The following is a 25,878-nucleotide window of genomic DNA, read 5'->3' as shown; positions in this document are numbered from 1 at the left end:
GAAGGCGTTCATCCATTGGGCAAGATCAGCGCATGATGAGTCCGCCATCTACCGAGATGGATTGGCCGGTCACGTAGCTGGAAGCCGAACTGCACAGCCACAGCACGACATCGGCAATCTCCTCGGCGCGGCCATGACGCCGCATGGGGATGCCGGGGAGCATGGCATCCAGAGCTTCTTTCTGGCCGGCGGCGACCATCTGGTCGGCCATCGGCGTCCAGATCAGGCCCGGGCACACGGCATTGACGCGGATGTTGCGCGTGGCGTATTCCAGCGCCGCGCTCTTGGTCAGGCCGAGAACGCCGTGCTTGGCGGCGTGGTAGGTGCCGCGCTCGGCGCCGCCCACCAGCCCGCCAAGCGACGAGCAGTTGACGATGGCGCCATTGCCCTGCTGGCGCATGTGCTGCAACTCGTACTTCATGCAGGCCCAGATGCCGCGCATGTTGACCGAATTCACACGGTCGAAGTCCTCAACCGTGGCATCGGCGGTCTCCGCGAGGGCGTTCTGGATGCCGGCGTTATTGAATGCCACATCTAGGCGGCCGAACGTGGAGACGGTTTCCTTGACCATCGCCTCGACTTCGCCCAAATCGGCCACGTTGCAGCGGATGCCGATGGCCTTGTGTCCGGCCGCCACCAATTCGTCGGCAGCGGCGCGTGCGCCGTCGCCGTTCACGTCCGCCAGTGCAACGGACGCGCCCGCCTCGGCGAACGCCTTTGCGGTTGCCAGGCCGATGCCCGAGGCCGCGCCGGTGATCAGTGCGACTTGGTTCTCGAAAGAAATTTTCACGATGTCATTTCCTCTGTTAAATCAAAAACTCTGGATGACGGTGGCCCAGCTCCAAGACGTCGTCTCTTTTCTTGGAAGCCATGCCCATGGCCTACAGGGTGGAAGTTTTCACAGCCTCCTCGGTTGGCTGGCGAATGCGATACACCTTGGCGGCCGTGCCGTGAAACAGCGCGGCCTTCTCATCGGCCGAAGCCGACCGGACGATGTACTTGAGCGCATTCCACAGCGGCACGAAGCCTGCGGATCGACCGTCCGGGGGATAGTTGCTTTCCATCAGGCAGCGGCTGGCGCCAAAGGCCTCGATGGTGGTTTCCACATAGGGGCGCCAGGCCGCCGCCAGCTCGCGGTATCCGATGGGGTCCTTGCGTTCCTCGAACCGAAAGCCCCAGAAAGGCATGCCCAGGCCGCCCACCTTGCATTGGATGTTCGGGCGCCGGGCTGCCTCGGTCATCAGCCGGCGGTACTCGCGGAAAACCCGCTGCCTAGCCGACTCATCCAGGTCCATCGCCATCGCGTGGCCGCAATGGTTCAGCACGATGGTGGTATCGGGGAACGCATCCGCCAGCTCGATCACCTCCGGCAACTGGTGATGGAAGACTGCCGCGTCGAAGCTCAAGCCGCGTTTGGCGAGGTGGGCGAAGGCTGGACGGAAGCCCGGGCTCTTCATCACGCCGCTCGGCGGCCGGGTCGGAATGAAGCGGTATGGCGCCTCGGACGGATCTTCGATGGTGACCTGGCGCACACCCCGGAAACGATCCGGCGCGCGCTCCATCGCCCGGTCCAGCAGTTCGGCTACCTGGTCGCCCAGGCGCAGATCGGCGTGACCCACGATGGCGGCGCAGACCCGGCAGCCGTAGCGGCCGCTGTCGCACATCGCGCCGACGCCGTTGGCGAACTCGATTTCGCCGAGCGGCCGAAGAACTTCGGGGCCATCGGTGCGCGCAAAAGCCAAGGTCTCCACGTACACCGAAGCGACAACGCGATGGCCGGCACGCGTGTCCGCAAGGTAGTCGTCGATCATGTAGCGCAGGCCCGGTCGGTCAACCAGGTGGTGGTGCGCGTCGATGATCGGCAGGTCCGGCTCCAGGATGGGCTCGTCGCGCCCGATCTGCATCTGGCGGTAATCGGCAGACGACAGCGTTTGAGTGCGGGCTACGGAGAAGGTCACGGGGCTGGCGAGCGCGAGTGCGAGCAGGTTTCGGCGCTTCATGTCATCGCCCTGACGACAGTCGCAGCAATTGGTCTTTCGAGGGGCCATTCCCCCTCGGCGACCGATTCGTCGTGATCACGTAGAGGTCGCGCCCCACTGGCAGCACGCCCCGGATGCGGTCGCCGGAGGCGAACACGCGCTTGAGCGTCCTAGCCCCCTCGTTCACCACCAGCAGCTCGCGCGAACCGAGCGCCGCGACCAGCAGCTCGTTGCCGGCGAACGCGGCGCCCGCGGGCGCCCAGGTGCTGCGGCCGGATTCGATCCAGGCCGGCTCTATGCCATTGCGCCGCTCGGCGCCTTCGGCCAGCGGCCAGCCGTAGTTCACGCCCGGCCTGATCCGGTTGATCTCGTCGTGGCCGGACTCTCCGTGCTCGACCACGAACAGTTCGCCGGTTGGATTCCAGGCCATGCCCTGCGGATTGCGATGGCCGTAGGAATAGACCAGCGAACCCGGGAACGGGTTGTCCTGCGGCGCCCGGCCATCCAGCGTCATGCGCAGCACCTTGCCGGCCAGGCTGGCCCGGTCCTGCGGCCGCTCGCGGTTGGCCGTCCAGCCGGTGGTCACATACAGGTGCCCATCCGGCCCGATAGCGATGGCCCCGCCGTTGTAGAGCCGGTGGCCGGGAATCCCCGCCAGCAGCACGCGGGTTTCGCGCCAAGCGTTGCCGTCGAACCGCGCCTGGATGACCTTGTTGGTCAGGCCCGCATTGGCGCTGTACGAATGGTAGAAGTAGGCGACGCCGCTTTGCGCGAAGTCGCGCGACAGCGCCATGCCGAGCAGGCCGGCTCCGCTCTCGTTCACGATGGAGTCGGAGGTCTGGAGCGGGTAGCGCTGCTGGCGACCGTTCTCGATCACGACGATGTTGCCGGCCTTCTCGGTCAGCACGAACTGGCCGCCGGCCCGCGCGATGTCCCAGGGATAGTCGAGGCCATCGCTCACCACCTGCATGGCCCAGCCGCCGGGCGCGGTGGCCTGGATGCGCCCGGCGCGGGCCGCATCCTGCGCCAGAGCCGCCGGGGCGGCACACACCGATAGCGCCTGGATGCCCAAGGCGATGAGCAATGGCTTCATGTCAGCGACTCCCTGCCATCCGTTGCTTACAGGTATTTGCCGAAGAACTCGGCCATCTTGTTCACGGCGGGCGTCACGTACTGGGGCTTGTCGTACAGGTCGAAGTGCGAGCCGCCGGGGATGATCATCAGTTCCTTGGGCTGCTGGGCCTTGGCATACGCCGCTTCGCTGAACTTGCGCGTCTCGGCGCGCTCGCCCGCGATCAGCAGTACGGGCCGCGGCGAGATCAGTTCCATGTGCTCCAGCGGGTAGTACGCGATGTGCAGGCCTGGGCTGGTCACGACATAGCGATTGCGGGCGTTCGGATGCGCGCCGCGCGGGGTCAGGTAGTACTCGGTCGCCTCGCGGGTGAAGTTGTCGGTATCGGCATTCACTTGATCGCGCGACGGCAGCAATTGCTGCACCAGCACGGGTGCGCCCGCCGCCTCCTTGTTCAGTTGCTCGTCTACACCCTGCAGCAGCTTCTGGCGGTCCTCGGCTGTTACCGGAGCATCCTGGATGCCGGTGCGCGTCGCCTCGCCGATGTCATACGGGACCACGCCGGCCACCGCCTTCACGCGTAGGTCGGTCTGGGCCTCGTGCAGCGTGTAGCCGCCGCCGGCGCAGACCCCGAGCGCGCCGATGCGGTTCGCATCGACCTGCGGCAAGCTGGCTAGGTAGCCCACAGCGCTGCGGATGTCCTGCACGCGGTCGGCTGGGTCTTCCAGGTCGTGCGGCTCGCCGCCGCTTTCGCCGTAGTGCGAGGCGTCGTAGGCCAGCGTGATAAAACCCTTGCGGGCCAGTTGCTGCGCGTACAGCCCGGAGGTCTGCTCCTTCACGCCGCCCCAGGGGTGCGCCACGACGATTGCCGGGTACTTCTTGTTGCTGTCGTAGTTGGCGGGCAGGTAGAGGTTGCCAGCCATCTGGATACCGCCATTGTTGAACGTGACCTTCTGCGAGCCGACCACGTTTATGCCTTGGGCCACGGTAGTCGGTTCGGCAGCGTGCGCAAACGTGGGCATCGCGAACAGGATCGAGGCAGACATTAATGAGTTTTTCAAGATAGACATTACAATTCCTTCACTGCTTGGACTGGCGGGGAATGATCCTTACCGTCGCGGCGCGCGAGTGTTCACTGATCATGTGCTGTAGATACCGGCTGCCCGAATACTTCGCTCGGTAGGCATCGTCGATACGGTCGTTGATCGGCCCTTCGACTGGCTCAAAGGCAACCTCCTTCGTCATGCCGGCAGCGATGATTCGCCCAGCTTTCTCACGCACGGCTGCCTGATGCCAGCGGGACTTGACCCCGTTGTAAGCACGCACGTAGAGGTCGTCATCAACGGACACGCACCAGATCCACGTGGGCGTGCCATAGGTCACACCGTCCTCGCGGAACGGTGCGATGTGAAGATCGTCGGCTTTGACGATCTTGCTGAGTTCCTCATTCGACCATTTCATTCGGGATTCTCCTGAAGTCTGTGCACTCGCGGCATCGCTGGGCTCGGCTGGTGCCAGTAGCGCAGTGCCAGTCAGCACAGCGGCGACGCCGAATGCGACAAAGCTCCTTCTGCTCTTCATCATGTCCTTGGCTCCGGGTTGGCGAAGAGGTAGCAATGCACCACCGTCTTCCACCATCAGCTTTCAACCTGCTTTTGCTGCGAGGCCGGATAACGATCACCCACGATCTGGATCTTGGAGACGGCCGACTCAAGTTCCTGCACTTCGGCCGGCGTTAGCGTCACTTCGGCAACCCGCAGGTTCTCGTCCAGATGGGCAAGCTTGGTGGTGCCGGGAATCGGCACGATCCAGGGGGCCTTTGCCATCATCCAGGCCAGCGCCACCTGCGCGGAGGTCAGCCCCCGTGTTCTACCGAAAGCGTTGAGCACTTCCACCACCGCCAAGTTGGATCGTATGGCTTCCGACGTGAAACGTGGGAGCGTGTTGCGGTTGTCATTGCCCGAGTCGAAGCGCGTGTACTCGGTGATGCTGCCGCCAAGGAAGCCGCGGTTGATCGGGCTGTAAGGCACGAAACCGATCCCCAGCTCCTGGAGAACGGGGAAAACTTCTGTCTCCTGATCACGCCACATCAGGTGGTACTCGCTCTGTACGACGGTCACCGGCTGCACCGCATGCGCGCGGCGGATCGTCTGCGCATTGACTTCGCAAAGCCCAAAGCGCTTGACCTTACCTTCGCGGATCAGGTCCTTGACAGTGCCCGCAACGTCTTCGATCGGCACAGCCGGATCGAGCCGGTGCTGATAGAACAGCTCGATGGTCTCGACCCGCAGGCGCTTGAGCGATTCTTCCGCAACGCGCCGGATGTTCTTGGGCGTGCTGTCCAGCTCGCCCTCGAAGTACTTGCCGTCCACGATGCGGTGCCCGAACTTGGTCGTGATATTCACCTTGCCCCGGAACGGGTACAGCCCTTCACCGGCCAGTTCTTCGTTGATGAGCGGCCCATAGACTTGAGCGGTATCAAACAGAGTGACGCCTCGCTCAGCCGCCTGATGCAGCAATTCGATCATGGCCTTGCGTTCGGGGTGGATGCCCCGGTTGTAGTTCATGCCCATGACGCCGAACCCCAGAGCTGACACTTCCATGCGGAAGTCGCCTGATCCCAAAGTCCGGTGCTGGGTGATAGTGGGTAGGTTCATAGCGTTACTTCCCGCTGCGGTAGCCGGTGCCGATTGGGCAGCGGCTGATCCCAGGATGAGCGGCGTGGCGCAAGCGGCCACGCCGACCGTTGCACTCGCCTTCAACAAGTCGCGTCGGCTGGAAAAATTTGCTCGTTCATCGGGTCTGCTCCTTCGATATTCAGGGGATAAAAAGCGCCGTACAGCAGCGATCCAGCCTGCAACTGGCGGCTTCCGATTCGGCCGACCGTGAAGTCAACACCTGGCTGACGCACATCCAGGTCACTCAACAGGCGATCACGTAGGGCGCTTTTTCGGCGGCTCCGTACTCGCCTGCTGGGCTCGGTTTTCCGGTTAGATGGCACGTCTTCCTTGGCTGATACTGAACTTTAGAACGCGCGTCGAACATTGGATATACGGCAGAATTCGCATAGTCCCATAAGCCGCCTTCATGAATAGCGACTTCCCAATATGGTTGTTATTTGAGCGAAGCTCAGACGAAGCCTGTAAAATACAGACAGTCTTATAAAGGGGTTTCATCAATGTCGCGGGACAACTTCAGCGACCTGCTGGCTTTCATCGCCGTGGCGCGCGCACGTAGTTTTACGCGCGCGGCAGCCCAGCTTCGGGTCACACAGCCGGCCTTGAGCTACACCGTCCGGGCGTTGGAGGAAAGGCTGGGCGTCCGTCTTCTCACCCGCAGCACGCGCGGTGTATCGCCCACCGAGGCGGGTCAGCGGCTACTTGATCGCCTCGCGCCTGAGTTCGATGAAATCGAGGTCGAGATCCAGTCCCTTGGCGAGCTTCGGGACGAACCCATGGGAACAATCCGTATCACCGCGATCGACTACGCCATTAGGAGCACGCTCTGGCCCAAGCTGGCGAAGTTTCTTCCGAAGTACCCCAAGATCAAGGTCGAGTTGGTCAATGAATACGAAAGCGTCGATATCGTCGCACGCGGCTACGACGCCGGCGTGCGGTTCGGCCAGGAACTCGCGCAGGACATGATTTCCGTTCGGATCGGCCCTGACGTTCGCAATATGGTGGTGGGATCGAAGTTCTACTTCACGGATCGGCCCGTGCCCAGGACACCGCGCGACCTCACCGAGCACGCATGCATCAATCTACGCACGTCCACCTATGGCGGCCTCTACGAATGGGAGTTCACCAAGGGCAAGCGCGCAGTCAATGCCCGTGTGGACGGAACAGTCACCTTCAACAACGCCTACGACATTTTCGAGGCGGCCAGGGCGGGCTTCGGTCTGGCCTACCTGCCTGAGGACATGGTTCGCCCCCACGTCTCGAAGGGGCATCTCATCTCCGTGCTGGAGGACTGGTGCCCGGTGTGGCCCGGCTTCCATCTCTACTACCCAAACCGGCGCCAGCCTTCGCGTGCGATGACCTTGCTGGTCGAAGCCTTGCGTTACCGGCCATAGCAGCGGAGTTCCTCGTATGTCTGGTGAAAACTTTCGCGACATCTTGGCTTTTCTCGCTGTTGCGCGGGAGCGGAGCTTTACCCGCGCTGCAGCTCAGTTGGGCGTTTCTCAATCGGCCCTCAGCCACACCATTCGCGCATTAGAGGCGCGGTTAGGGCTGCGTTTGCTGACGCGCACAACTCGCAGTGTGTCGCCGACGGAGGCAGGGGAACGCCTCATCCAGAGAGTAGCCCCTCGATTCGAGGCAATCACCGACGAACTGGTCGCCTTCGAGGAGCTACGCAACAAGCCTGCCGGGACGGTGCGCATCACAGCTTCTGATTTCGCAGCGAACACGATCCTCTGGCCCAAGCTCTCTAAGCTCCAGCAGAAGTATCCTGACATTAAGATCGAGGTGGCGATCGAGCCGGGTCTGACCGACATTGTGGCAGAACGCTTCGATGCCGGCGTTCGCTTCGGCGACCAAATCTCCAAAGACATGACGGCGGTTCGGATTTCACCGGACATCCGCATGGTGATCGTTGGTGCGCCCTCCTACCTGGAAGGGCATCCGGCACCCAAGACGCCATCAGACTTGACCGACCACGAGTGCATCAACATGCGCTTCTCCGTGCGCGGCGGCGTGTACGCCTGGGAACTTAAGAAGGGCGAACGAAATCTGCAGGTGCGAGTTGTTGGTTCGTGGACATTCAACTGCATGTATCCGGCTGTCGAGGCCGCGCTGGCGGGATTCGGCTTAGCTTACATGCCGGAAGAACTTGCGCGCCCCCATATGAAGAGCGGCCAATTGCGGGCTGTACTCAAAGACTGGTGTCCCACTTTCCCCGGTCTTCACATCTACTTTGCCTGCCGGCGTCAGTCATCACCCGCTCTGTCACTGATCGTCGAAACACTGCGTTACCGGCGTTAACGCGAGCCAAGGCTACCAGTAACTCAATTCATGAGCATCATTTATGGCTGCATGTAGTTTCTGACGTCTAGTGGCGCGAAGCTGCTCTTACTACATTTAGAGAGAATGCTTACCGAAGTCGTCGAGCATTCTCAACGCTCCTCCGGAAATCCTGGCCGCCTAGCGCGGGTTCCTCCCAGAGGGGAACATGGTTCCCCGTTCATGAATGCGATGACGGCGCCGAGAGGAACTATTTGCTTGCTATGCAAGAGATGTAGCGAGCGAAGCCAACTCATTGAAAGGAGCCGTACATGGAACTCAAGCGCGCTGGAACTCAACCTTCGGCCAAAGGCCCTGCTGAGTGGTTTACCGGCACTGTCCGTATCGACCCGCTCAACAACCCTCCCGCTCCGGCTCGTACCTCGTGTGCGGCTGTGACCTTCGAGCCGGGCGCGCGCTCGGCCTGGCATACCCATCCTCTCGGCCAGACGCTAATCGTCACCGCGGGCTGCGGCTGGACGCAATGCGAAGGTGAGCCCATCGTTGAGATTCGAGCGGGCGATGTCATTTGGTGTCCGCCCGGGCACAAGCACTGGCACGGCGCCACGCCCACCACCGCCATGACTCACATCGCAATCCAGGAAGCACTTGACGGCAAGAACGTGGACTGGCTGGAGCACGTGACCGACGAGCAGTACCTCGCAGGCCCGCCGCAGGGTAGCGGTGAGAACGGCTGAATGGCCGCCGATAGGCCTCTTACTACAAGGAAAGTCCCTCCATGCAAATCCCATTCTTCAAAATTCTCCTGACCGCAGCCGCGCTACAGGCCGCCACGGCTGTTGTTGCCGCCCCCCAGGCCGATAGCGCCGCATCGGCGCCCGCCCAGCAGGAGATCGTGCTTGCAGGAAGTCAGGCGTCGATCGCCGGTCCTGCGGAGACCTTCACCGGCCGGGCACGGATTGACCCGCTGTGGTCGCCCAACAAAGACATCAACGCCGCTGGCGCTATGGTTACTTTCGAGCCAGGTGCTCGCTCGGCGTGGCATACCCATCCCTACGGACAGCGTCTTGTGGTGAGCTCGGGTGTAGGACTCGTTCAGGAATGGGGCAAGCCCGTTGAGACTGTGCGCCCTGGCGACGCGATCTGGTGCCCGCCCGGCGTTAGACACTGGCACGGTGCTGCGCCCAAGACCGCCGTCACCTACCTGACCATCACGGGTACCGTCGATGGCAAAAATGTCGATTGGATGGAGAAGGTCACGGATGACCAATATGAGGGCAAACATGCACGATAAAAAGCGCCCCATGGCCAGTGCGCTGGCCGTCTTCGTCCTGGGCCTTACGACAACACTGAGCCAAGCGGCCTCTAACACGCAGGAGTCCCGAGATATGACAGCTGCAGTATCCGATACCCTCTCGACCCGTCAGCAGGCCATCGTGCCTATCGGGGCCTTCGCTGCAGCGGGCGATATCGCCAAGCTGAACGCCGCCTTGAATCAAGGACTGGATGCCGGTCTGACCGTAAGCGACATCAAGGAAATCCTGGTGCAGCTCTACGCCTATGCAGGCTTTCCGCGCAGCCTCAATTCGCTGGGCGAATTTATGAAGGTGCTGGATGCGCGCAAGCAGCGCGGCATTCAAGACGGACTCGGTCATTTACCCAGCCGTCCCATCCCGAAGGGTGACGCGCTACTCGTTGCAGGCACCGCCAACCAGACCCAATTGGCAGGCGCGCCGGTAAAGGGGGCGCTGTTCGACTTCGCTCCAGCCATTGATGAATACCTCAAGGCGCATCTGTTCGGCGACATCTTTGAACGCGACAACCTTGACTGGCAGAGCCGCGAACTTGCCACGGTGGGCATGCTGGCGGCGCTCCCGGGGGCCGAATCGCAATTACAGTCGCACATGGGCATCAGCATGAACGTCGGCCTCACGCCCAACCAGTTGCACCAGCTCGCTCAGGTCCTGGCCGATCGTGTGGATGCCGGGCATGCTCGCCGCGCGCGCGAGGCGCTGGACGGGCAACTGGCCACCAAATCTGGAGCTGAATGACGATGTCCCATATATGCTTTCAAGCTTTACTTGTTTTGCACGCAGGACTTGATACTGGCACTTCTTTCGAGTGCGGGTTACAGCTGGTCTAGGTCAATAGCGAAATCATCGCGCTGTCTTAGCGTCGGCAGGAGTTACAGGTGATCTCACAGGTATCGTCACGTTTGGCGTTGAGAGGCTCAGACGGCTCTTCACCGCCTTCTGCCGAGACATCTGCAGATCCGCATTTTGGGCAAGCCCAGCGGATGGCAGCTTCATCGTCCGGGTAGTGTGGCCAGACCATCCGCTGAGCACGTTCGACGGCCTCAGCGAAGCCATGAGCTATGGTCGTGTCGGCGATCAGCTCGATGGGACTGTTGCCCCACACCAGCAGCATAGTGCCTTCGTAACCTGCATGGCTTTCCGATAGGAAGCGCACTCGGGACAGCTCGGTCTCTGCTGCGTGTTCGGCTATCTCGTCCGCGGACCAGTTGGCCTGGATGGGAACCCATTCCTCGCCATCCCAAAGCTCGGTGGCGCGCCAACCTTGACGCTGCAGGTCGGCCAGCACGGCTACCAGACCGGAGTGTTCGGTGATGGCTTGAGTGGCGGAAGTCGAATCATTGTTCATGTCCAGCTCCTCGGACGAAGAGCTGCCCAGAGGGTCAGCCCCTCTGGGTAATGGTCAGGTGTTGCTACAGGTCTTCGAGTGCCATGAGGCCCTGGGTGACACGCAGCAGATGGGTATGGACGCGAATGTCAGAGGGTTGCTCTGATCCGTCCTGGTAGTGAAGCTCAGCTATGAAGCGTTCACGACCCTTGTAGGCCCCGAACACGTTGAAAAGCGGCGCTGATAGGGTGGGGCGGTCGAGATCGTGATCGCGGGCGTATCGGACCTGACGAAACGGCTTGAGGTACTCGGCAAACTCCGCCGCGCTCATCGACGTGTACTCGCGCAGGGTCTTGCCCGCGTCATCAATCTCATCACCGAGGTGATCGATGGACATCGAGTAGAACAACCGCGGCTTGTGGCCTAGTGCTCGGTAGAAGGTCAGGGCCTGACCGGCAGCCTCCAGGCTGACGACCGCGCACTCGACGCATCCTGAGATCACAACGTTATATGGCATGGTTCACATCCTGTTGAGGTTGCAGCATAGCAACCGATAGCTAGCTGGCAAATACCTAGGTGCGTCAGGGCCATATCCCACCAGGGAGAGAGCCCTGGTGGGTGGTGTTCAGGTGTCAGGTGGTCAGACGCTCAGCGAATGCCGAGCCCACTTTCCCGAATGAAGAGCGTCTGCTGCAGCTTTATGGCTGCGGAAGTATTCGGCCGACTCACGGCTAAAGGGCAGGCCTTCATCGTCCAGGGTACCGAGGTAGAAACCGCGGCGGGACTGCAGGACCTGCAACGGGTAGTTGTTGCCGGCGTCGTCGTGATCGAACTTGCTGTGAGCAGGTGCGGTATCGGTTGCCATGGGGCCTCCAAAAGACAAAGGCGCCCGAGAGCGCCTATAGGGTGTGGTCAGTCAGGCCTGGACGCGATCAGCGCTGGTGGCGTTCATCTCGAACAGAAACCAGGCGTTGTCGCAGAACAGGTCGCTGCTCAGCAGCTCTTCGGTTGCGTCGTCATAGGAGACTTCGGCAACGATGGGCAGGGCGGGCAGCTCGGACTTGAGGGTGGCGATGACTTGCATGATGGGCTCCAAAAATTCAGCTAATGGAGATCACCATGCGCCCGGTCCGGGGATGGTGCCCCCGGATGGGTGTGCGAAGAGAAAGGTGGCAAAGCCTGGGTAGAGCAGGGGCGCCCGGTGGGCGCCTGGAAGAGCAGGGTGACTCAAGCGGCCGATTGGTCGCCTTCGCTCCCTTGATCCGTACCTTGCTGCTCAGCCGAGGCTGCGTCGCGCGGTTTGGCTTCGTAGACGAACTCACCTTCCACTTTGATCCAGCCGATGTACAGGAGGCGACCTTTCAGGCTCGCGCCGTGTTGTCCCTGCTTCGGTCCGGAAGAGTAGGTGAAGGGATCAGCCCAGCAATCGCCGATGCGGAAGGACACGAGGACCTTCTTCTCAGCGTTGACGGCTTCAATGCAACGACGAACCAGCTTTTCAGCTTCGGCGCCGACGACATTGCAGTCGATATAGCGGTATTCCACCGCTTCTTTGCTGCCGCACAGGGCTGCTACGGTGACGGCCAAAAACGGCTTGGCGCCTCTACCTTTGGGTTTCACTTCGCGGATGCGATTGAGGTAACCGATACCGGTGGTGTGCAGGTCGAAGTATTGGCTTTCGTTGGCTTGGTTGCTCATGGTGACTCTCCAGTTTCAATAGGTGAAAACGGAGAACACCTTGCCCGGGAGGGGAAGAGTATTCCCCGCGTGGGTGGGTGTAGCCAGAAAGGTGGTGCCAGGTCAGTGCATGAATTTCATCGCAGTCAGCATGATGCCAACAGCGGTAGAGATCATGACGCCCATGCGGATGGTGAGCTTGAGTTCGAGCTGCGCGAGATCAGCCTTGGTAGCAAGGTGAGTTTGCATATCGGACTCCATAGCATCGACAACAGCAGTTGCCTTGTCATCAGGGACATCGATGGAACGCAATGCCTGGTACAACGCAAAACCGCTTTTCATGGAAGGTCTCCAGGATGTGACGGAGACCGGCCCTGACGGGTAGTCCCGTCGAGGGTGGGTGGAAGGTGCATTCATCAACCGGGGGTGCCGGTCAATCGTTCGCGCTACCGAATGCTTAGCGAACTTGGGTTTGGATCAATGCGCTTGGAGCGCATCGCAGTCGTGAGATCCGAAACTGCCTAGGGCATGTTGCTGACGACGTCAGCGGCACACATCATCAGAATGTTCAGAGGCGTGTCGGTTGTCAATACTCTAGAAATGAAAAAACCCTCCGGGGAGGGCTTTCGTGGCGCGGTGCATCAATCCGAGCGGAAAAGCTTCAAGACCTTGTGTTTGACGTTAGGCCAGTCTAGCCAGACTGGCGTAGCTACGCAGACGATCATCAGCACTGACAATAGGGTGATGCCAAAGGCGGTCTGACTCATGTCTACATCGCAGCTATCAAGATGAGTACGAACGCGGTGAGCATGAGGGACACATCGATCGTAAATCTGCTCACAAGAGGGTCGATGTCAGACGGGGTACTAAGTTGAGGGGGGGCCACGACCTGCTGGATATCCAGCTGATGCTGTGTCACAACCTGCTGAGTATCCAGCTGACGCTGTGCCGGACCAGGCTTGGCAGTCCGCTGCGCCTGTATGTGGGTCTCCAACGCCTCGACGACAGCCATTGCCTTATCTTCCGGTACATCGACCGAACGCAATGCCCGGTACAACGCCAAATCAAGTCCCATGAAAGGCCTCCATGGTGCGAGAGTTTTCGGTGGCAGATACGGCTTAAGGTGTCAGAGAGTCAAAGCTTGTCAACAATCTGGAAATGAAAAAGCCCTCCGAAGAGGGCTTTGGTAGAGCGGCGCATCAATCAGTGGTGGCCTAGGAGCTTCTGAGCCTTCTGCTTGAGGTTGGGCCAATCAGCCCAGACCGTCAAACCAGTACACAGGGTCAGCAGGCTTCCCAGAATGAGTATCCCGAAGGCGGTCTGGCTCATGTCATTCCTCCTTGGTTAGGTAGATGCCATACAGCCAAATTACTGCACCAGTTACCAGTGCGCAAGCCGTCAACGACTTGTGGTCGCTGAGGAAAAGACCTACGACAGCAGCTGCTACAGCGGTTGTACCGATCTTACGGAGATCCTCCGCGAGGGCAGCTTGACGCTTAGGTTTCATAGTCTTCCTTCTTCAAGGGGGAAGTCAGGAAAACCGCCCTGACGGGAGGTTTCCCGACAGGGGTGGGTAAGGTGTGAATCAGCTGGCCAGCGCGACCTCAGGGTCGAACGGGGCGATCAGCTGGTCCAGTGAGCCCGGACGCAGCACGCGGGGCGCTGGCGACTGGACGGGCTCAGTGACAGAGGCGGCAGCCTTGGGTTTGCGCGGCTTGCGCTCACGCTTGGGTTTTTCAGGCTGGGCTTCGCGGGTATTTTCCTGGAACCAGGTGTTGAGGTTGATCCCATGGCGGCGAGCAAGTGCCGGCACGTGATCCATCTCCTCGAGCACAGCAGCCGATACGATCGGTTGCGGAAACTCGACGACACGGCGCTCAAGCGGCGCTAAAGACGGACGTACAGTACATGCCTGGGCTTGAGCATTACGCACGGAGCGAATGATTTCACGCAGGGCAGTACCGACGGATTCGCCAAAGCGATAGCTCAGGGTAGTGGTAGTCATGATGTTTCTCCTGCAGGTGAGTAATGCGGAGAAACACTGATCCCGGGCGGGGGAGTGTGTCCCCGCTGGGTAGGTAACGCAGATGTGTGAGGTGCCTCCATCAACCGGTAGAACCGGTCAACCGTTCGCGCCTCCGGAAGCTTGGCGAACTATGGGTGCGGATCGACGTGGGTGGCCACGTTGCAGTCTTGAGATCCAGAGCTGCCTGGGCATGTTGCTGACGACGTCAGCGGAACATGGGGCAATCATCAGAGGCGGCGGATAGGGCTGTCAAGCGGCAGGAAGGCGGAGCAGGGCGGGCGAGGAAGCGGCGGTGGAGAGAGGAAGAGAAAGCAGGAGAAGCGCGCCAGGCGCAGCGCTGGGTCTAGCAGCAAGGCGCCTCGGCGAGGGTGAGGCTAGTGAGGCTCAAGAGAAAGATGCCACCTGTGAGCGTAAGCACCGGCACTGGTGGTCCCTGGGCATTGACCTACCGTCCTGATGATCGTCGCATTCACCCGACCCGTTATCGTGGCTAGGGCCAGTAATCGCAAGGCACGCATCCGCGCACAAAGGGATCCCATTTTTGCGCCGGCGGGCACCGGCAGAGAGGAGGGCTACCCGAGGGGTAGCCTCGTCCACCAGGCGATGCCGAGAGGGCCAGGCTACCCTTCGAATGCAGCTGAAGGGAGGAAAAGTGTGGGCCAACACACCATGTTGGCCCGAAGTACAGTGTGCACCGAACCTTCTGTGAGCCCTATGTGCCTATAAACCCGCTTATCACGAAGTTAGACGGCTGCGTGTCAGCTGCGGAGCAGGGAGACACAGGGAGAGCATCACGCAAAGATCTACACGCCCTACCCGATGCTTAGCGTGCTCTTGGGGTGGAGCTTCAGGACCAGGTCGAGAAACTCCGGGGTTGCCACTGATGACCGCCAGTGCGCGAGCGGGGTGGAACGTCTGCATTATGGGGCTCTGACCGTGACAAAGGCAAGAAAGCTCCCATAGGTGTTGGTTTCTGAAACAGAGAAGACTATCGCGTGAGAATGCCTCGATCGACGGCTTCAGATTTCAAAACAGCTATGACTGCTTGCGACCCATAGCTGCCGCTCACATGCCGACTGCTTTCGCTCGATGCCGGGAGATGGGCTCAGCGCTGTAAGCAGCATGCCTGAAGATGTTGCTGAGCCCATTGCGCGATCGTAGATGTCTGAATGCCGTGGGCCACGTTGTAGGTGTGCTCCTTTTCCCAAGCGACGCCCGTGCCCTCTGCGAATACGGCTCGATATTTACGCATCGCATCACTGGGATTGTTGGCAAGCTCTGCTTTTAGGTAAGGCACCGACCACTGCTCACGCCGCATCGTACGCCCCACGAGGTTTTCGACAGTGTCGGCGAGTTGCCCGTAAGTAACAGTATCGCCTGCGCAGAAGATAATCGGCTCGCCCACCGGCTCGGCTACGATACGCGCGGTCAGCCGTCCAATGTCTTCAGGGGTGGTCACTGTGACAGTCGTTTCCCAATCACCGAGTGCGCGTACGGTGCTGTTCTCGATATCAACTACGCCCAAGGCAGGCTCGAAGAGAAAACTCGTGAACATGCCCGTGGAGATGAGCTGCCATTGCAGCCGGCTTTGGGCGCGAAGCATCTGGCGTACGTCCAATTGCTCATCGAAGAGCGGCTGTGGGCTTCCATAGCCGATCGCGTCGTAGTCCACACCAAACTGCCAGGGAATGTAGCGCACGAGGCTCGACTGCAATGCGGCCTCCGTAAGCTTCACCTGAATGCCTGGCCCCGCAGCGAAACCGAGGCAACTGACTAGCGTATCGAATTGGCTGAACTGCCTTGCAAGGGTTTCGGTTGAATCGTCAGCTGCATCCCCGTAAATGATTTCGATGCCTAGTTTTTTTAGCCATTCGACCAGGTCAACTTTTTCCTTGTCATGGCTGCTCTCATAAACCGGCCTGACCAATACCGAGACTTTCATGGCCGGGAGAGCGGCTAGCGATTCAAGTACCGATTTGCCAAGTTCGCCGGTGCCGAGAACCAGTACCCTTCGAGTTTCAGCAAGGTTGAGCGATTGCATCGCGACCTCCATAAGTGAGTGAATATGGCGTTTATCCTGCCACTCTCGACCCACATTCAGAAGAAGGCACACGCGTGATACTGCATGAAGGAATGACCGAAGAAGAGGTGATCAGGCACTCCCAGGCCGCGTGCGACGCGCTCAGCGCTGAGGATGACATCCTCAAGCGCGAAGTACTGACGCACGCTGGCAATCGATGGTCGCTGGGAATCGTGCACGTGTTGGGGAGCGCGGGATCATTGCGTCACGCTGAGATAGCGCGCCGCTTGGCGGGCGTTACGCAACGCATGCTGACACGTAGCCTCAGACAACTGGAGCGTGATGGGCTGATATCACGGTTTGACCACAACGAGGTGCCACCGAAGGTCGAGTATCGTCTCACGCCAATCGGTAAAAGCTTTCTGGCGAAGATGGTGCCGCTATGGACATGGCTGATTGAAAACGCAGAGGACTTCCGCGCAGCCCGCGAGCGGTTTGATGCAGGCAATCGGGGGATTAGTCCGGATAAATGAGCGCTTACCATCCAGCCTCGTCTTAGGACCGACAACAATTGCCGATTGCAGCCCGTCGCCACCGGCTGCAATCGGCCAATAGCAGTCCTTCAGCACTGGGTTAAAATCGGTTGAAAGCGGACAGGTAGGAAAAAACCTAACATTGGAGAACTTCGCTATCGTGTAATCAAACCTATAGACAGACTTATTTAGGTCAACGACCCCAATATAGCCTGGCAATAAACGGAGTGTGTCGGAAAGTATATCTGCGCCATAGATCTTCCAGAATATGCCGCCATCCAGGCATATGCGGGTAATCGCCAGCTCGCCGTTACCGCTTCAATGTTAGATGACCGCTAGTATAGCTCAGGCTTTGATAATTACTGTATCTGCATCTAATGGAAGATGTGAGCCTTTAACCCGCAATTCATTGATGGCGTAAAGTATTGTCAGGTTCAGGGCCTCGGCGCTTCGCATGGTTCGAGCGGTGATGAATCTAAAGACACTAGCGTGAATTTCAATATCCAACAGCGTCAAAAGCATGCCACTACTCCTATACTCTATAAAATGCTTTATAGGTGGGTCTAACGCAGACAGCGCCTGTCGGAGGTCGTCCATTTCGATTTCCGTTCATCTAATCAAAGGCTATAATGAGAAGACATCTAGTAAGATAGGCTATTATCAACCGCTCACCAGATGAGCAAAACGTTGTATGGCCATAGATACTATCTCTCATGACTGGTTATCGATAGCGCTTTTCACTATAGGAGAGTGGCATGAAAGAGCTGGATAGAAAGCACGGAATAGAGCTGCTCGAGCGGTACTCGGCGGAACAAGACGCCATTAATCAGCTGCTACGTCAAATTTATGAATGTCATGGAACAGCTGATACCGAAGCTCTTCGCAATATGCTGGGTCTATGCATTGTCGAAATTCAAGAAAGACAAGAGACCGTTTTAAAGGCGTTTCGCTTTCTATTGGAATCCGACGCGAGACCTCAAGAAACCTAGCGAGACGGTAGTCACAACCTTAAATGCGAAGTGCATCATTTAATTTTGGGATTTTCTAGTTACCGTTTCGCTTGCGCAAATTCAACACGGCGAGGAGCTAATTTGGCAGACTTTGCGAACTAAGTCACGATATTCAAAGTAAAGCTATTGGCGCGTAAAAAGTTCCTTATTGCGCTGGTATGTCGGCAACTACGAATGGAATTGAAAAATGAGCGAGGCAAGGAAATTGCACGTTAGCACCGCAGAAATCGAACATCTCATCCGGCAAAAAATCAGCATCGAAGAACTGAAATTATCAGCTGATAGGGCCGCTCTAGCAATCCTGTTCCAGCGTTACGCGGAGAATTTCGAAAAAGTCCGCATACTTGAGCTTGACTTGAATAGGGTTTAGGTCATTCACTGAGGTTTAAATAGCCGATGCTATAGCGAAAATCTTGGTTCAAACAGAGGTAGCCCCGAGGCACTGCAGCGATCAAGGATGTCATTCTCGGCGTGGCCATTAGTTAGACTGGCATTGGCGCGGGAGAAGAACTTGTAGAGTTGGGTAAGATCCCAGGCCAAACCAATGCGGGCGGCCGGCCGTGCCCCATCCAACCAGATTTCCACCGCCTCGATCAGATGGGTCCATTTTTTACTTTAGGAAAGAAAAAGCCCGACGCAGTGGCTGGACTTTGTTTGGTTTGCAATTAAGCTAGCGGGGCGCTGGCTCTTGGTCGTCGATATCGCCCGTCACCGGATCTTCAGGAGCGTCCGAATCGGAATCAGGCTGATTTGCTGGGTCGACCTGGTCAGGGTCCAAGGGTTCGACGGCATCAGGCTCAGTAGCCTGCGCGAAACGAGAGCCCGCGATAGTCGCGTCAATTCCGAATAGCGATCTCGCTATCATGGCCGGCGCAATCGGAGAACTGAAGCGTTGAAAGACTCTGGACGTGATCATTTACCACCTCACATTGAGGCCGAGGGTGGCCTCATAAGCTTGGAAGTGGAAAACACACGCTCGTTCAGTGGCCACTATTACCGACGGTCCCTATTATCAGGGATCCACCTTTTCGTTCCTATCGGCCGCCTTCGAGCGGTCGGAAAGCGCTTTTTGACGGAGCTTTGCAATTTTGGTTAAGCGGATCTGAGCGTTCCTTACCTGAGTCTCTTCAAGCGTAGGCGGAAGGTCTTCCGGGGCTGCTCCTGCATCAATCCTTGGTCTTCGAATATCTGACATCGTTGTCTCCCATGTTTACGATGTGTGATCTGCATGGGAAGGAGTAATCGGTGCACAGTTCAGTGGCCACCATTACCGGTTGTCTGAAGACAAAGGCAAAAATTCGGTGAAAATCCGATCTGCTTACGCTTGACCGAAACGTAACCTCCTTTGATAAGCTAGGTCAGTCGTACATGGAGGTAAAAGTGAGTTATCAAGCAAATAAATTCAGTCTTACCTCCTACGTGGAGGCGTTCTTCCCATCAAACTTCGAGGTGATGCTCGAACGAAGCGAGACCAATCCTGACGATAGGATCCTCACCGTCTGCGACGTAATAACCGACAGGACCACGAGTTATGAAGGTCCGTTGCTCGCAATTCTGGACATCTGTTCGATGGGCACGATCGCGGCCGACCTCTGCAACGAGCTCTGCGGGCACGCCGCGACGCGCCGTGGGGAGATCAGCAAGCGAAGGAAATGGGCGTAAGAAATATGATCGTAGACAGGCGTCAGCCACTCGTCATCTAGGCCATCGCGATCTTTTGGCCCTCACCTGCAGGCAGGTGATCTGCGAACTGCCGGCGTAGCCGAAGAACAGCACCCGTACAACCTGCTTCTGGTCGTTTACCGCCCTCGCCGAAGGGCAGCTACGGGTCGGTAGCGGTCGCTTGTCGACCTCCGCTTCTGGCCGATAGCTGCCCTTCACGAATGGCTGCTATCGGCCAGAGGCTACCGCTTATTGCAAGATGAATACGGTTAAATACACTAGAACGGCAGCAGAAGCGAAGCGGCAGCTACTGATGCCTTAGAGCTTTTCCTCGCGGCGACTGCGAAGGTACTGATAGCGCAGCGGTTCTACTTCGGTATGAATCGCTGCTTCACCGAGACCGGCAAAATTATTCGCCTTGAAGCCAGCCTTCGACCACGTCGGAGCCGTGCTCAGCTTTCCAGGCTTTCAGGATCTTGTGGTTGCCGCCCTTGGTTTCGATGACCTCACCGGATTCGGGATGCTTGTAGCGTTTCAACTGGCGGGACCGGCGCTGCTTTGCTGCCAGCGTAGATTTGCTATTGCGGGCAACGCTATTGGTGGTACCGGCTTCGGTGCCGAGGATGGCGATGACGTCACGGAGCGACTTGTTGTGTTCGCCTAGCAGAGCGCGCAGTTCCTTTTCGAACTCGAGTTCTTTCTTAAGACGCTCGTCGTTGTTCAGCTGCTCCAAGCGCTGCTTCAATTCTAAAATAGCGGCTTCTATCTGGCGGTATTCCTGAATCAGGGACACTGTGATCTCCTCAAGATTATTCGGTGGCTGCCGTTATAGCTTTTCTAGCTGTAAACGGCCAGAGCAAGGATAAAATAATTTTCTGGCGTTTTTTTGTGGACGGTATTGCCGGCCAGCAGTGGGCTCCGATAGGTTGAGTTTAGTTTGGTGCGCTGGATCGCTGGCCTGATCAGCGTGTCGAACCCCAACTTCGGAACGTCTCTCACAATGTATTTTAAGCTAACACGATTTTCTATAAGTTTTACATGGCATGCTTTGCGTACTCGCGCTTAAGCTCTAGCATTACAGCTAATCGCTCGTGAATAGTTTTCGGCAACCGAGCATTAGCTAGACATAGCTTCATTTCATGATTTTCTATAATTCATCTTTAAGCTTCGTCCTCCCGTACTCTGAGACGGCGGTTCACGAGCATTACTACGGCGTAGGTCCGTCCGCTTTAGTCCCGATGAGCGATAAGTCAGTACACGCTAGGTTATGATGGTCTCGTGTGCTGAGACGGACGGTCGGGAACGATGCCTATCAGGTGCTATCAGAACGCCATTGAGGGTAGCTCGTGCAGGGACAGTCACTATGGATCGTGTCATCGCACAGATCACTCAGTCTCTCAACTGGGATTATCTCATCGCACTGGAAAGCAGCCTGAAGGCGCGTGGCGTTATGACCACAAAGGTCCAGGCTGAGTTAGATCATCATGCGCTCACTTTGGCCCGCCGTTACTTATTGAAAAAGGGCCGGCTTGGTGTGGGGCCGTTCTCGGCTGCGGAGGAGGAAATTCTCGATGTCCTCGCCGAAGCGGTAACGACATTGCGGCGCTCGGGGCGCTTACCACACAACATCATCAAGAGCCTCTGCGTCGGCGGACTCATCGCCGCAGTACAGCGCAGCGTCTCTCGCTCGGGTCTGCTCAGGTGTCGCACCGATTTTGAGTCCGATGCGGTGCTGCGAAGTGTCTTCGAAGCTATCGTCAATCGCCATCCGACAGCATTCAGTGCCGAAACCGTAGAGTTGGCTGGTCTGCGCCTGGTGTAGGCCGCGCGCGCTGCCGCAGGCCCTTGGATGGTAGGTCGCCGCTAGCCGGAACAGGGTGCCCTGGGCTTGATCGTTTGCTGGCAAACGCCGAGTAGGCTCGTAGTTCTCTCACGGGGACCGACTCAGGCAAGCTGAAGCTGGGCATTCCCCTGGGACGGTAAGGTGCCTACGCCGTCGAGCAATTATCCGGAGATCATTAGGACCGACGCCGGTGTAGGCGTTAAATCTCGGGACTGATCGGCAATCCAGCTCCCGTTGCTATCACCCTGCTCCTGTTCTGCAACAAGACTGCGGAAGCCGCTATCGTCAAAGGAGTCATGCATGAATGCCCAAGCACAAGCCCGCGCTGAATCGCGCCGTCGCCTCGATGCTGCCAGGGCGGAGGTAAATTCTGAGCTGTCCCAGTCGCTGCGATTTCGTAAGCGCCAGAAAAACCCGTTCTGGATCCTTTTACCTGTGATCGGTGGCATTGCCATTGCGGCCTTCATGGCGTGCTGGGCCCAACTGACGGTGTGACCGGGACGTTGAGCAGCCCTGGCGAGGGCGCTCGATGCAGGCAGCTGATCTACAGGAGTACCGCATCCGGTGTAGCCCCTTGATCGCCTCGGCAGCGTCCGGCTCTTTCCCAGGTCCCCTCGCGCGCGGGTGGGAGCCTGTGGGCGGCGGGCATTCAGTCACCCAGCGCGGCCCGCTTTAGACCGATGGTGATAGTGGCCACTGAACGGCGGGCGTTGCGACCCTTCTGATCTAGGGCGAATCCCGCTTATAGGAGAATACAGATGTCCAATGAATCTAACACCCGGATAGATGCCGAAGCGAAACGGGAAGATCTCCCCCCGACGCTGGAAGAGACACAAGCCAGGAATGCAGCGCTGCGTTTGCAAAAAATGGCGAAGCAGCACCAGCGGGATCTGTCAGATCGCTCGATAGCAGCTGACAAGAACGAAAAGTTGGTTCCCTGATTTGCGGCCGAACGAGATGGCTCTGGTCTTACTGGTTACACGTCAATCCTATCAGTTGTTATCCATACTAATGGGTTTCACTGCATTGCTGGTCATCTTGGCCGCATTCAGCGATATCTTGTGAGTGCATTTCCGGCCAGGACGTTGTAAGCGTACAAGGGGTTGCCGTACGCCGAAAGGCGTTTTCCTTTCCAGGGCGGCGGATTTCTCAAGCCCGATCAGGCTAGCATCGCCTCGTCGAGTCCAGACACTAGCGCGGATGATCGACGCGCCCGCCAAAGGCCTTTCATTGTTCGACTATTCACCAAATGGCCTCGTAGTGTGTAGCTAATATCCTGCTGCCTGTAGCAATGACCAGCGTCGGATGATCTAGCTAAAAGGAATCAAGGTCTCGTCGCCGGATGCTGCAACCCAGTTTGCCGCTTGCGTCACTGATTGAACGGAAATAGGCATAGCCTATTGGCTCCATTTCTGTCCTTATAAAACAGTTACCAAATGATGCGAGCGTCGCGCGCATGTAGAGGTCGCAGGCATTAACCATGGGCAGCTGCGTGGCACAGGCGTGGCGGTGACAAACTGAACTTATTGTCGATACGCATATGCCAGCGCCTAGGTCTCGGTGGTGGCATGGGCGAAGAGAATCACCGCTGTAAACCTGCGGCTACTGCTCTGCAAAATGCATTGGATACGGAACTTGGTGGCAATGCGCTTTTGACTGAAAAAGCAAATAAACAGTTAAAGATGACGCGTAAAGTTATGGCATTTGCGTCTTGGGACCTAGGGACAGGGGCCCTTATGCATGCGTTTTATTTAGTTTTTCGCCGATAAACGCTTTAAAAGGTAAGTCGCCCAAACGTCATGTTGGCCAATGGTAATGCTTTGGATTTCCTGATTTTTAACCATGTCCTTTGCTGGGAAGGTCCACTGTCCTACATTGTGATGCTCCTGAGTTTTGAATGCTTGATCAGAGGGCAGTGCTTGTTGAACTTCGGTGTTTTGAATTATTACTGTGCTTAATGCGCGCGTATGGTTTTTGGGAGGTGGCATGCCAAATGATTCAGCAGCTGTAGAGGGTGTATTGTATTTTTTATTGATTGGCGTTGTCCTGCTTGTTTTGTTAGCCGCTCTTGTTTTTGACTCTTGGTGAGCGGCCCTTTTGCACACTTCACGTACCTGTCTCGAATGGACGTTATGCCCTTCTCCGTTTGACCGTAATTTTTGGTCCTTCAAACGTTCTGAGTAGACTTCGATTGTGGAGTGAGTAATTGACAGAGCGATGCAGAACGGCAGCGTCAGGTGAGCGCTTAATGCAACGTGAGATAGCTGCACTGAAATCTGCTTGCCGGTCAGAGGTGGTGATGGACGTTAATCTGATGGTCGTTTCCACGAAGGCACGAGCCGCTAAGTTTGCAAAGAGTATTGGTTCGACGTCGACTGTATTCAGTGTTTCGCATTTTCCTGACATCAGTTTCGCGTTGGCTGCACTTAATGCCGGAGGATTAACCGATGTCATCGTCCTAGTGATGACAAGGCGCATCCTGAAGCCTACTAAAATCCTCGGCCTCTTAAATGCTGCCGCTAACAACAATCCTCCCATTCCTGTTGTGGTGGTAGGCGCTGAGTCCCTGCGAGCACGAGTAGATTTTGCCCTCAAACAAGGCGCATATCTCTACATAAGCGACGAGGTTTCCCATCCCAGCGTCTTGGTGCAAGCCTTACAAGACGTCTGGATCAAGTCTGACGGCTATCGCGTGCGCAGTAGCGCTCTGTCCAGGGCACAGACCACCCTGGACTCCATCAGTGATGGAGTGATAGGTACCGACAGCGCCGGAACGATTGAATACATAAACCCCGCCGCTGAGAAGCTGACTGGCTGGCCGAAAGAGTTGGCAAAAGGAAAACCGGTTGGCGATGTTATGAAAGTCACGCTCGATGGGGCATTCGGCGATATCCCTCATCCGGTGGAGCTGGCGCTGAGCAAGCGCGCACCTACAGGATTAAGTGCAGGCGCTGTCCTGCTGAGGCGTAACGGTGGAGCCATAGACATCGAGGACTCCACCGCGCCGATGATCGATGAAACAGGCGCTGTAACAGGGGCGGTTATCGTTTTCCACGATGTCTCGATGGAGCGAGCCATGAAAGCCAAGATGACGTATCTGGCGGAGCACGATCAGTTGACCCATCTCCCCAATCGCCTTTTGTTCCGCGACAGGGCCGCGCAATCCTTACGATCCGGCGTCAGAAATCAGTCAAGCGTCGCGATATTCTTTCTGGATCTAGATAATTTTAAGGGGATTAACGATTCCTTCGGACACTCCGTGGGCGATAAACTTTTGATTTCCGTTGCCGCTCGCTTGTTGGCTTGTGTGCGGGAAGAGGATACGGTAAGTAGACAGGGCGGAGACGAGTTTTTAGTGTTGCTCGCAGGGCTTAAAAGTCGTGAGGCAACCGAGCGGGTTGCGCAAAAAATAATGTCCAGCTGCAATGAACCTCATCTGATAGATGGCCATGACATCCATATCACGATCAGCCTGGGGATAGGATTCTCTCTGCGAGAGCATACCGATATAGATGCGCTTATTGCCCAGGCTGATACGGCTATGTATCGGACAAAACAGAATGGCCGAAACGGTTATACCTTCTTTAGTGATGAGATAGGCGCGCAGGTACAAGAACAGCAGAAAATCGAAGAGGGCCTTCGGCGGTGTATCGATCTTGATGAGATCAGGCTTGTTTATCAGCCTAAGATTGATCTTTCAAGCGGTGCGGTAGTCGGTGTCGAGGCGTTGATGCGATGGACCAATAAATCTCTAGGAGAGGTTGCGCCGACTCGCTTTATTCCTGTGGCGGAGACGACGAGACTGGTGATAGCGCTAGGTCGATGGGCCATAAAGGAAGCCTGTACGCAAATAGGGCAGTGGAGATCTCTTGGTTTGGGGGATATCAAAATTGCTGTCAATGTGTCGGCATTAGAGTTGGAGGACGACGCCTATGCCGACTATGTCTCCACGGTGTTGAGTGACTGCAAGTTAGATCCTGGTCTGTTGCAATTGGAAGTGACTGAAACGGTGTTCATAAAGGACTTGACTAAATGCGTGGTGAGGTTGGAGCTGCTAAAAGAAGCCGGTGTTTTGCTTGCGCTCGATGATTTTGGTACCGGCTATTCGAGCTTTTCATACTTGACCCGTATGCCCTTTGATTTTTTAAAAATAGACAGATCGTTTGTTCACGATATCGAATTGGATAGCGGAAGAGTGGCGGTGGTCGGTGCCATGCTTTCGATGGCGAAAAGCCTTGGTTTGACGGTGATAGCGGAAGGTATAGAAACCTCTGCTGAGGCAGAGTTTTTTATAAATAGCGGATGCGATCAGGCTCAAGGATTTTTCTTTAGCAAGCCGCTGGAGGCTATGGATATGCCCGACTTCATTCGTCAACAGCGCTCAACTGCAGGTTAATGCCGGCTGGCAACACTCTCTATAGAATGCTGAATGCATTGACACGGGCTCGGAAAAGC

The 25,878-nt window shown here is 57.4% G+C and carries 32 protein-coding genes and 1 pseudogene; 12 read left to right on the top strand and 21 right to left on the bottom strand.

Features of this window, described 5'->3' with window-relative positions; genetic code table 11:
- Positions 1 to 25 precede the first annotated feature (25 nt).
- The 7 genes from FSV73_RS19045 to FSV73_RS25700 all read right to left on the bottom strand — a co-directional run bounded on the left by FSV73_RS19045 (position 26) and on the right by FSV73_RS25700 (position 5,977).
- Entirely contained in the window at positions 26 to 790 is a 765-nt protein-coding gene (locus FSV73_RS19045) for an SDR family NAD(P)-dependent oxidoreductase (RefSeq protein WP_145009855.1), read from the bottom strand.
- 91 nt (positions 791 to 881) lie between these two features.
- Positions 882 to 2,000 carry an amidohydrolase family protein gene (locus FSV73_RS19040; protein WP_145009852.1) on the bottom strand — a complete coding sequence of 373 codons (1,119 nt, stop codon included), beginning with the start codon at positions 1,998 to 2,000 and terminating at the stop codon, positions 882 to 884.
- 1 nt (position 2,001) lies between these two features.
- The gene (locus FSV73_RS19035; RefSeq protein WP_145009850.1) at positions 2,002 to 3,072 is read right to left on the bottom strand and encodes a PQQ-dependent sugar dehydrogenase; all 1,071 of its coding nucleotides are present in this window, start codon (positions 3,070 to 3,072) and stop codon (positions 2,002 to 2,004) included.
- A gap of 26 nt (positions 3,073 to 3,098) precedes the next feature.
- Positions 3,099 to 4,121, bottom strand: coding sequence for an alpha/beta hydrolase (locus FSV73_RS19030; RefSeq protein ID WP_145009847.1), 1,023 nt, complete (start codon positions 4,119 to 4,121; stop codon positions 3,099 to 3,101).
- Between the two features lie 10 nt (positions 4,122 to 4,131).
- Positions 4,132 to 4,635, bottom strand: a complete 504-nt coding sequence (locus FSV73_RS19025) for a DUF2255 family protein (protein ID WP_260856119.1) — start codon at positions 4,633 to 4,635, stop codon at positions 4,132 to 4,134.
- 53 nt (positions 4,636 to 4,688) lie between these two features.
- Positions 4,689 to 5,708: an aldo/keto reductase gene (locus FSV73_RS19020; RefSeq protein ID WP_222119460.1), complete on the bottom strand. Its 1,020-nt coding sequence runs from the start codon at positions 5,706 to 5,708 to the stop codon at positions 4,689 to 4,691.
- Positions 5,709 to 5,809: 101 nt separating this feature from the next.
- Positions 5,810 to 5,977 (bottom strand): hypothetical protein, encoded by a 168-nt coding sequence (locus FSV73_RS25700; RefSeq protein ID WP_222119459.1) that lies wholly within the window; start codon positions 5,975 to 5,977, stop codon positions 5,810 to 5,812.
- 252 nt (positions 5,978 to 6,229) lie between these two features.
- On the opposite strand from FSV73_RS25700, the gene FSV73_RS19015 reads away from it, so the two are divergent.
- The 5 genes from FSV73_RS19015 to FSV73_RS18995 all read left to right on the top strand — a co-directional run bounded on the left by FSV73_RS19015 (position 6,230) and on the right by FSV73_RS18995 (position 10,063).
- The gene (locus tag FSV73_RS19015) at positions 6,230 to 7,123 is read left to right on the top strand and encodes a LysR family transcriptional regulator (RefSeq protein ID WP_145009841.1); all 894 of its coding nucleotides are present in this window, start codon (positions 6,230 to 6,232) and stop codon (positions 7,121 to 7,123) included.
- Between the two features lie 16 nt (positions 7,124 to 7,139).
- Positions 7,140 to 8,033, top strand: coding sequence for a LysR family transcriptional regulator (locus FSV73_RS19010; RefSeq protein ID WP_145009838.1), 894 nt, complete (start codon positions 7,140 to 7,142; stop codon positions 8,031 to 8,033).
- A 290-nt stretch (positions 8,034 to 8,323) separates the two neighbouring features.
- Positions 8,324 to 8,749, top strand: a complete 426-nt coding sequence (locus FSV73_RS19005; protein WP_145009835.1) for a (R)-mandelonitrile lyase — start codon at positions 8,324 to 8,326, stop codon at positions 8,747 to 8,749.
- 41 nt (positions 8,750 to 8,790) lie between these two features.
- Positions 8,791 to 9,306 carry a (R)-mandelonitrile lyase gene (locus tag FSV73_RS19000; RefSeq protein ID WP_145009832.1) on the top strand — a complete coding sequence of 172 codons (516 nt, stop codon included), beginning with the start codon at positions 8,791 to 8,793 and terminating at the stop codon, positions 9,304 to 9,306.
- Positions 9,296 to 10,063 (top strand): carboxymuconolactone decarboxylase family protein, encoded by a 768-nt coding sequence (locus FSV73_RS18995; protein ID WP_222119458.1) that lies wholly within the window; start codon positions 9,296 to 9,298, stop codon positions 10,061 to 10,063. Before FSV73_RS19000 ends, FSV73_RS18995 begins: the two co-directional genes overlap by 11 nt.
- Positions 10,064 to 10,181: 118 nt before the next feature.
- Here the strand turns inward: FSV73_RS18995 and FSV73_RS18990 are convergent, their stop codons facing one another.
- From FSV73_RS18990 to FSV73_RS18955, 10 genes are all read right to left on the bottom strand, one after another.
- Positions 10,182 to 10,673, bottom strand: a complete 492-nt coding sequence (locus tag FSV73_RS18990; RefSeq protein WP_145009829.1) for a hypothetical protein — start codon at positions 10,671 to 10,673, stop codon at positions 10,182 to 10,184.
- Positions 10,674 to 10,737: 64 nt separating this feature from the next.
- The gene (locus FSV73_RS18985; RefSeq protein ID WP_145009826.1) at positions 10,738 to 11,169 is read right to left on the bottom strand and encodes a hypothetical protein; all 432 of its coding nucleotides are present in this window, start codon (positions 11,167 to 11,169) and stop codon (positions 10,738 to 10,740) included.
- Positions 11,170 to 11,292: 123 nt separating this feature from the next.
- Positions 11,293 to 11,517, bottom strand: coding sequence for a hypothetical protein (locus tag FSV73_RS18980; protein ID WP_145009823.1), 225 nt, complete (start codon positions 11,515 to 11,517; stop codon positions 11,293 to 11,295).
- 51 nt (positions 11,518 to 11,568) lie between these two features.
- A complete protein-coding gene (locus FSV73_RS25605) occupies positions 11,569 to 11,736 on the bottom strand; it encodes a hypothetical protein (protein WP_186309280.1) in 168 nt (55 codons plus the stop codon).
- Positions 11,737 to 11,879: 143 nt separating this feature from the next.
- Positions 11,880 to 12,350: an STY4534 family ICE replication protein gene (locus FSV73_RS18975; RefSeq protein ID WP_145009820.1), complete on the bottom strand. Its 471-nt coding sequence runs from the start codon at positions 12,348 to 12,350 to the stop codon at positions 11,880 to 11,882.
- Between the two features lie 102 nt (positions 12,351 to 12,452).
- Complete coding sequence (locus FSV73_RS18970) at positions 12,453 to 12,671, bottom strand: hypothetical protein (protein WP_145009817.1); 219 nt, start codon at positions 12,669 to 12,671, stop codon at positions 12,453 to 12,455.
- A gap of 427 nt (positions 12,672 to 13,098) precedes the next feature.
- Positions 13,099 to 13,404, bottom strand: coding sequence for a hypothetical protein (locus tag FSV73_RS18965; RefSeq protein ID WP_145009814.1), 306 nt, complete (start codon positions 13,402 to 13,404; stop codon positions 13,099 to 13,101).
- Between the two features lie 128 nt (positions 13,405 to 13,532).
- Entirely contained in the window at positions 13,533 to 13,658 is a 126-nt protein-coding gene (locus tag FSV73_RS25845) for a hypothetical protein (RefSeq protein ID WP_260856118.1), read from the bottom strand.
- A 256-nt stretch (positions 13,659 to 13,914) separates the two neighbouring features.
- The gene (locus FSV73_RS25600) at positions 13,915 to 14,334 is read right to left on the bottom strand and encodes a hypothetical protein (protein ID WP_186309279.1); all 420 of its coding nucleotides are present in this window, start codon (positions 14,332 to 14,334) and stop codon (positions 13,915 to 13,917) included.
- Between the two features lie 1,126 nt (positions 14,335 to 15,460).
- Positions 15,461 to 16,396 carry an aromatic alcohol reductase gene (locus FSV73_RS18955; protein ID WP_145009811.1) on the bottom strand — a complete coding sequence of 312 codons (936 nt, stop codon included), beginning with the start codon at positions 16,394 to 16,396 and terminating at the stop codon, positions 15,461 to 15,463.
- A 92-nt stretch (positions 16,397 to 16,488) separates the two neighbouring features.
- On the opposite strand from FSV73_RS18955, the gene FSV73_RS18950 reads away from it, so the two are divergent.
- The gene (locus FSV73_RS18950) at positions 16,489 to 16,908 is read left to right on the top strand and encodes a winged helix-turn-helix transcriptional regulator (RefSeq protein ID WP_145009808.1); all 420 of its coding nucleotides are present in this window, start codon (positions 16,489 to 16,491) and stop codon (positions 16,906 to 16,908) included.
- Positions 16,909 to 17,253: 345 nt separating this feature from the next.
- On the opposite strand, the gene FSV73_RS18945 is transcribed toward FSV73_RS18950, so the two are convergent.
- Entirely contained in the window at positions 17,254 to 17,430 is a 177-nt protein-coding gene (locus tag FSV73_RS18945) for a hypothetical protein (protein WP_186309278.1), read from the bottom strand.
- A gap of 233 nt (positions 17,431 to 17,663) precedes the next feature.
- Between FSV73_RS18945 and FSV73_RS18940 the strand changes: the two genes are divergently transcribed.
- The gene (locus FSV73_RS18940; RefSeq protein WP_144949569.1) at positions 17,664 to 17,897 is read left to right on the top strand and encodes a hypothetical protein; all 234 of its coding nucleotides are present in this window, start codon (positions 17,664 to 17,666) and stop codon (positions 17,895 to 17,897) included.
- 1,401 nt (positions 17,898 to 19,298) lie between these two features.
- Positions 19,299 to 19,580, top strand: coding sequence for a hypothetical protein (locus FSV73_RS18935; protein WP_145009802.1), 282 nt, complete (start codon positions 19,299 to 19,301; stop codon positions 19,578 to 19,580).
- 51 nt (positions 19,581 to 19,631) lie between these two features.
- On the opposite strand, the pseudogene FSV73_RS26205 reads toward FSV73_RS18935, so the two are convergent.
- Together FSV73_RS26205 and FSV73_RS18925 are read right to left on the bottom strand one after the other, a co-directional pair.
- Positions 19,632 to 19,712, bottom strand: a pseudogene (locus FSV73_RS26205) (helicase-related protein); the annotation flags it as partial.
- A 277-nt stretch (positions 19,713 to 19,989) separates the two neighbouring features.
- Complete coding sequence (locus FSV73_RS18925; RefSeq protein ID WP_145009796.1) at positions 19,990 to 20,373, bottom strand: histone-like nucleoid-structuring protein, MvaT/MvaU family; 384 nt, start codon at positions 20,371 to 20,373, stop codon at positions 19,990 to 19,992.
- A 570-nt stretch (positions 20,374 to 20,943) separates the two neighbouring features.
- Between FSV73_RS18925 and FSV73_RS18920 the strand changes: the two genes are divergently transcribed.
- The 3 genes from FSV73_RS18920 (at position 20,944) to FSV73_RS18910 (ending at position 22,364) form a co-directional block, all read left to right on the top strand.
- Entirely contained in the window at positions 20,944 to 21,402 is a 459-nt protein-coding gene (locus FSV73_RS18920; protein ID WP_145009793.1) for a hypothetical protein, read from the top strand.
- Positions 21,403 to 21,723: 321 nt separating this feature from the next.
- Positions 21,724 to 21,918, top strand: coding sequence for a hypothetical protein (locus FSV73_RS18915; protein ID WP_145009790.1), 195 nt, complete (start codon positions 21,724 to 21,726; stop codon positions 21,916 to 21,918).
- Between the two features lie 263 nt (positions 21,919 to 22,181).
- Entirely contained in the window at positions 22,182 to 22,364 is a 183-nt protein-coding gene (locus tag FSV73_RS18910) for a hypothetical protein (protein WP_145009788.1), read from the top strand.
- Positions 22,365 to 23,174: 810 nt separating this feature from the next.
- On the opposite strand, the gene FSV73_RS18905 is transcribed toward FSV73_RS18910, so the two are convergent.
- Entirely contained in the window at positions 23,175 to 23,693 is a 519-nt protein-coding gene (locus tag FSV73_RS18905; RefSeq protein WP_145009785.1) for a hypothetical protein, read from the bottom strand.
- On the opposite strand from FSV73_RS18905, the gene FSV73_RS18900 reads away from it, so the two are divergent.
- On the top strand, positions 23,672 to 25,819 hold the full coding sequence (locus tag FSV73_RS18900) for a putative bifunctional diguanylate cyclase/phosphodiesterase (RefSeq protein WP_145009782.1): 2,148 nt from the start codon (positions 23,672 to 23,674) through the stop codon (positions 25,817 to 25,819). The two genes, FSV73_RS18905 and FSV73_RS18900, sit on opposite strands and share 22 nt — an antisense overlap.
- The last annotated feature ends 59 nt before the right edge of the window (positions 25,820 to 25,878 follow it).

It is taken from the genome of Pseudomonas oryzihabitans (assembly GCF_007665395.1).
In the GTDB taxonomy this organism is placed as follows: Bacteria; Pseudomonadota; Gammaproteobacteria; order Pseudomonadales; family Pseudomonadaceae; genus Chryseomonas; species Chryseomonas psychrotolerans_C.
Note: the sequence above shows the minus strand (reverse complement) of the source record. Positions and strands in the feature narration are given on the sequence as shown.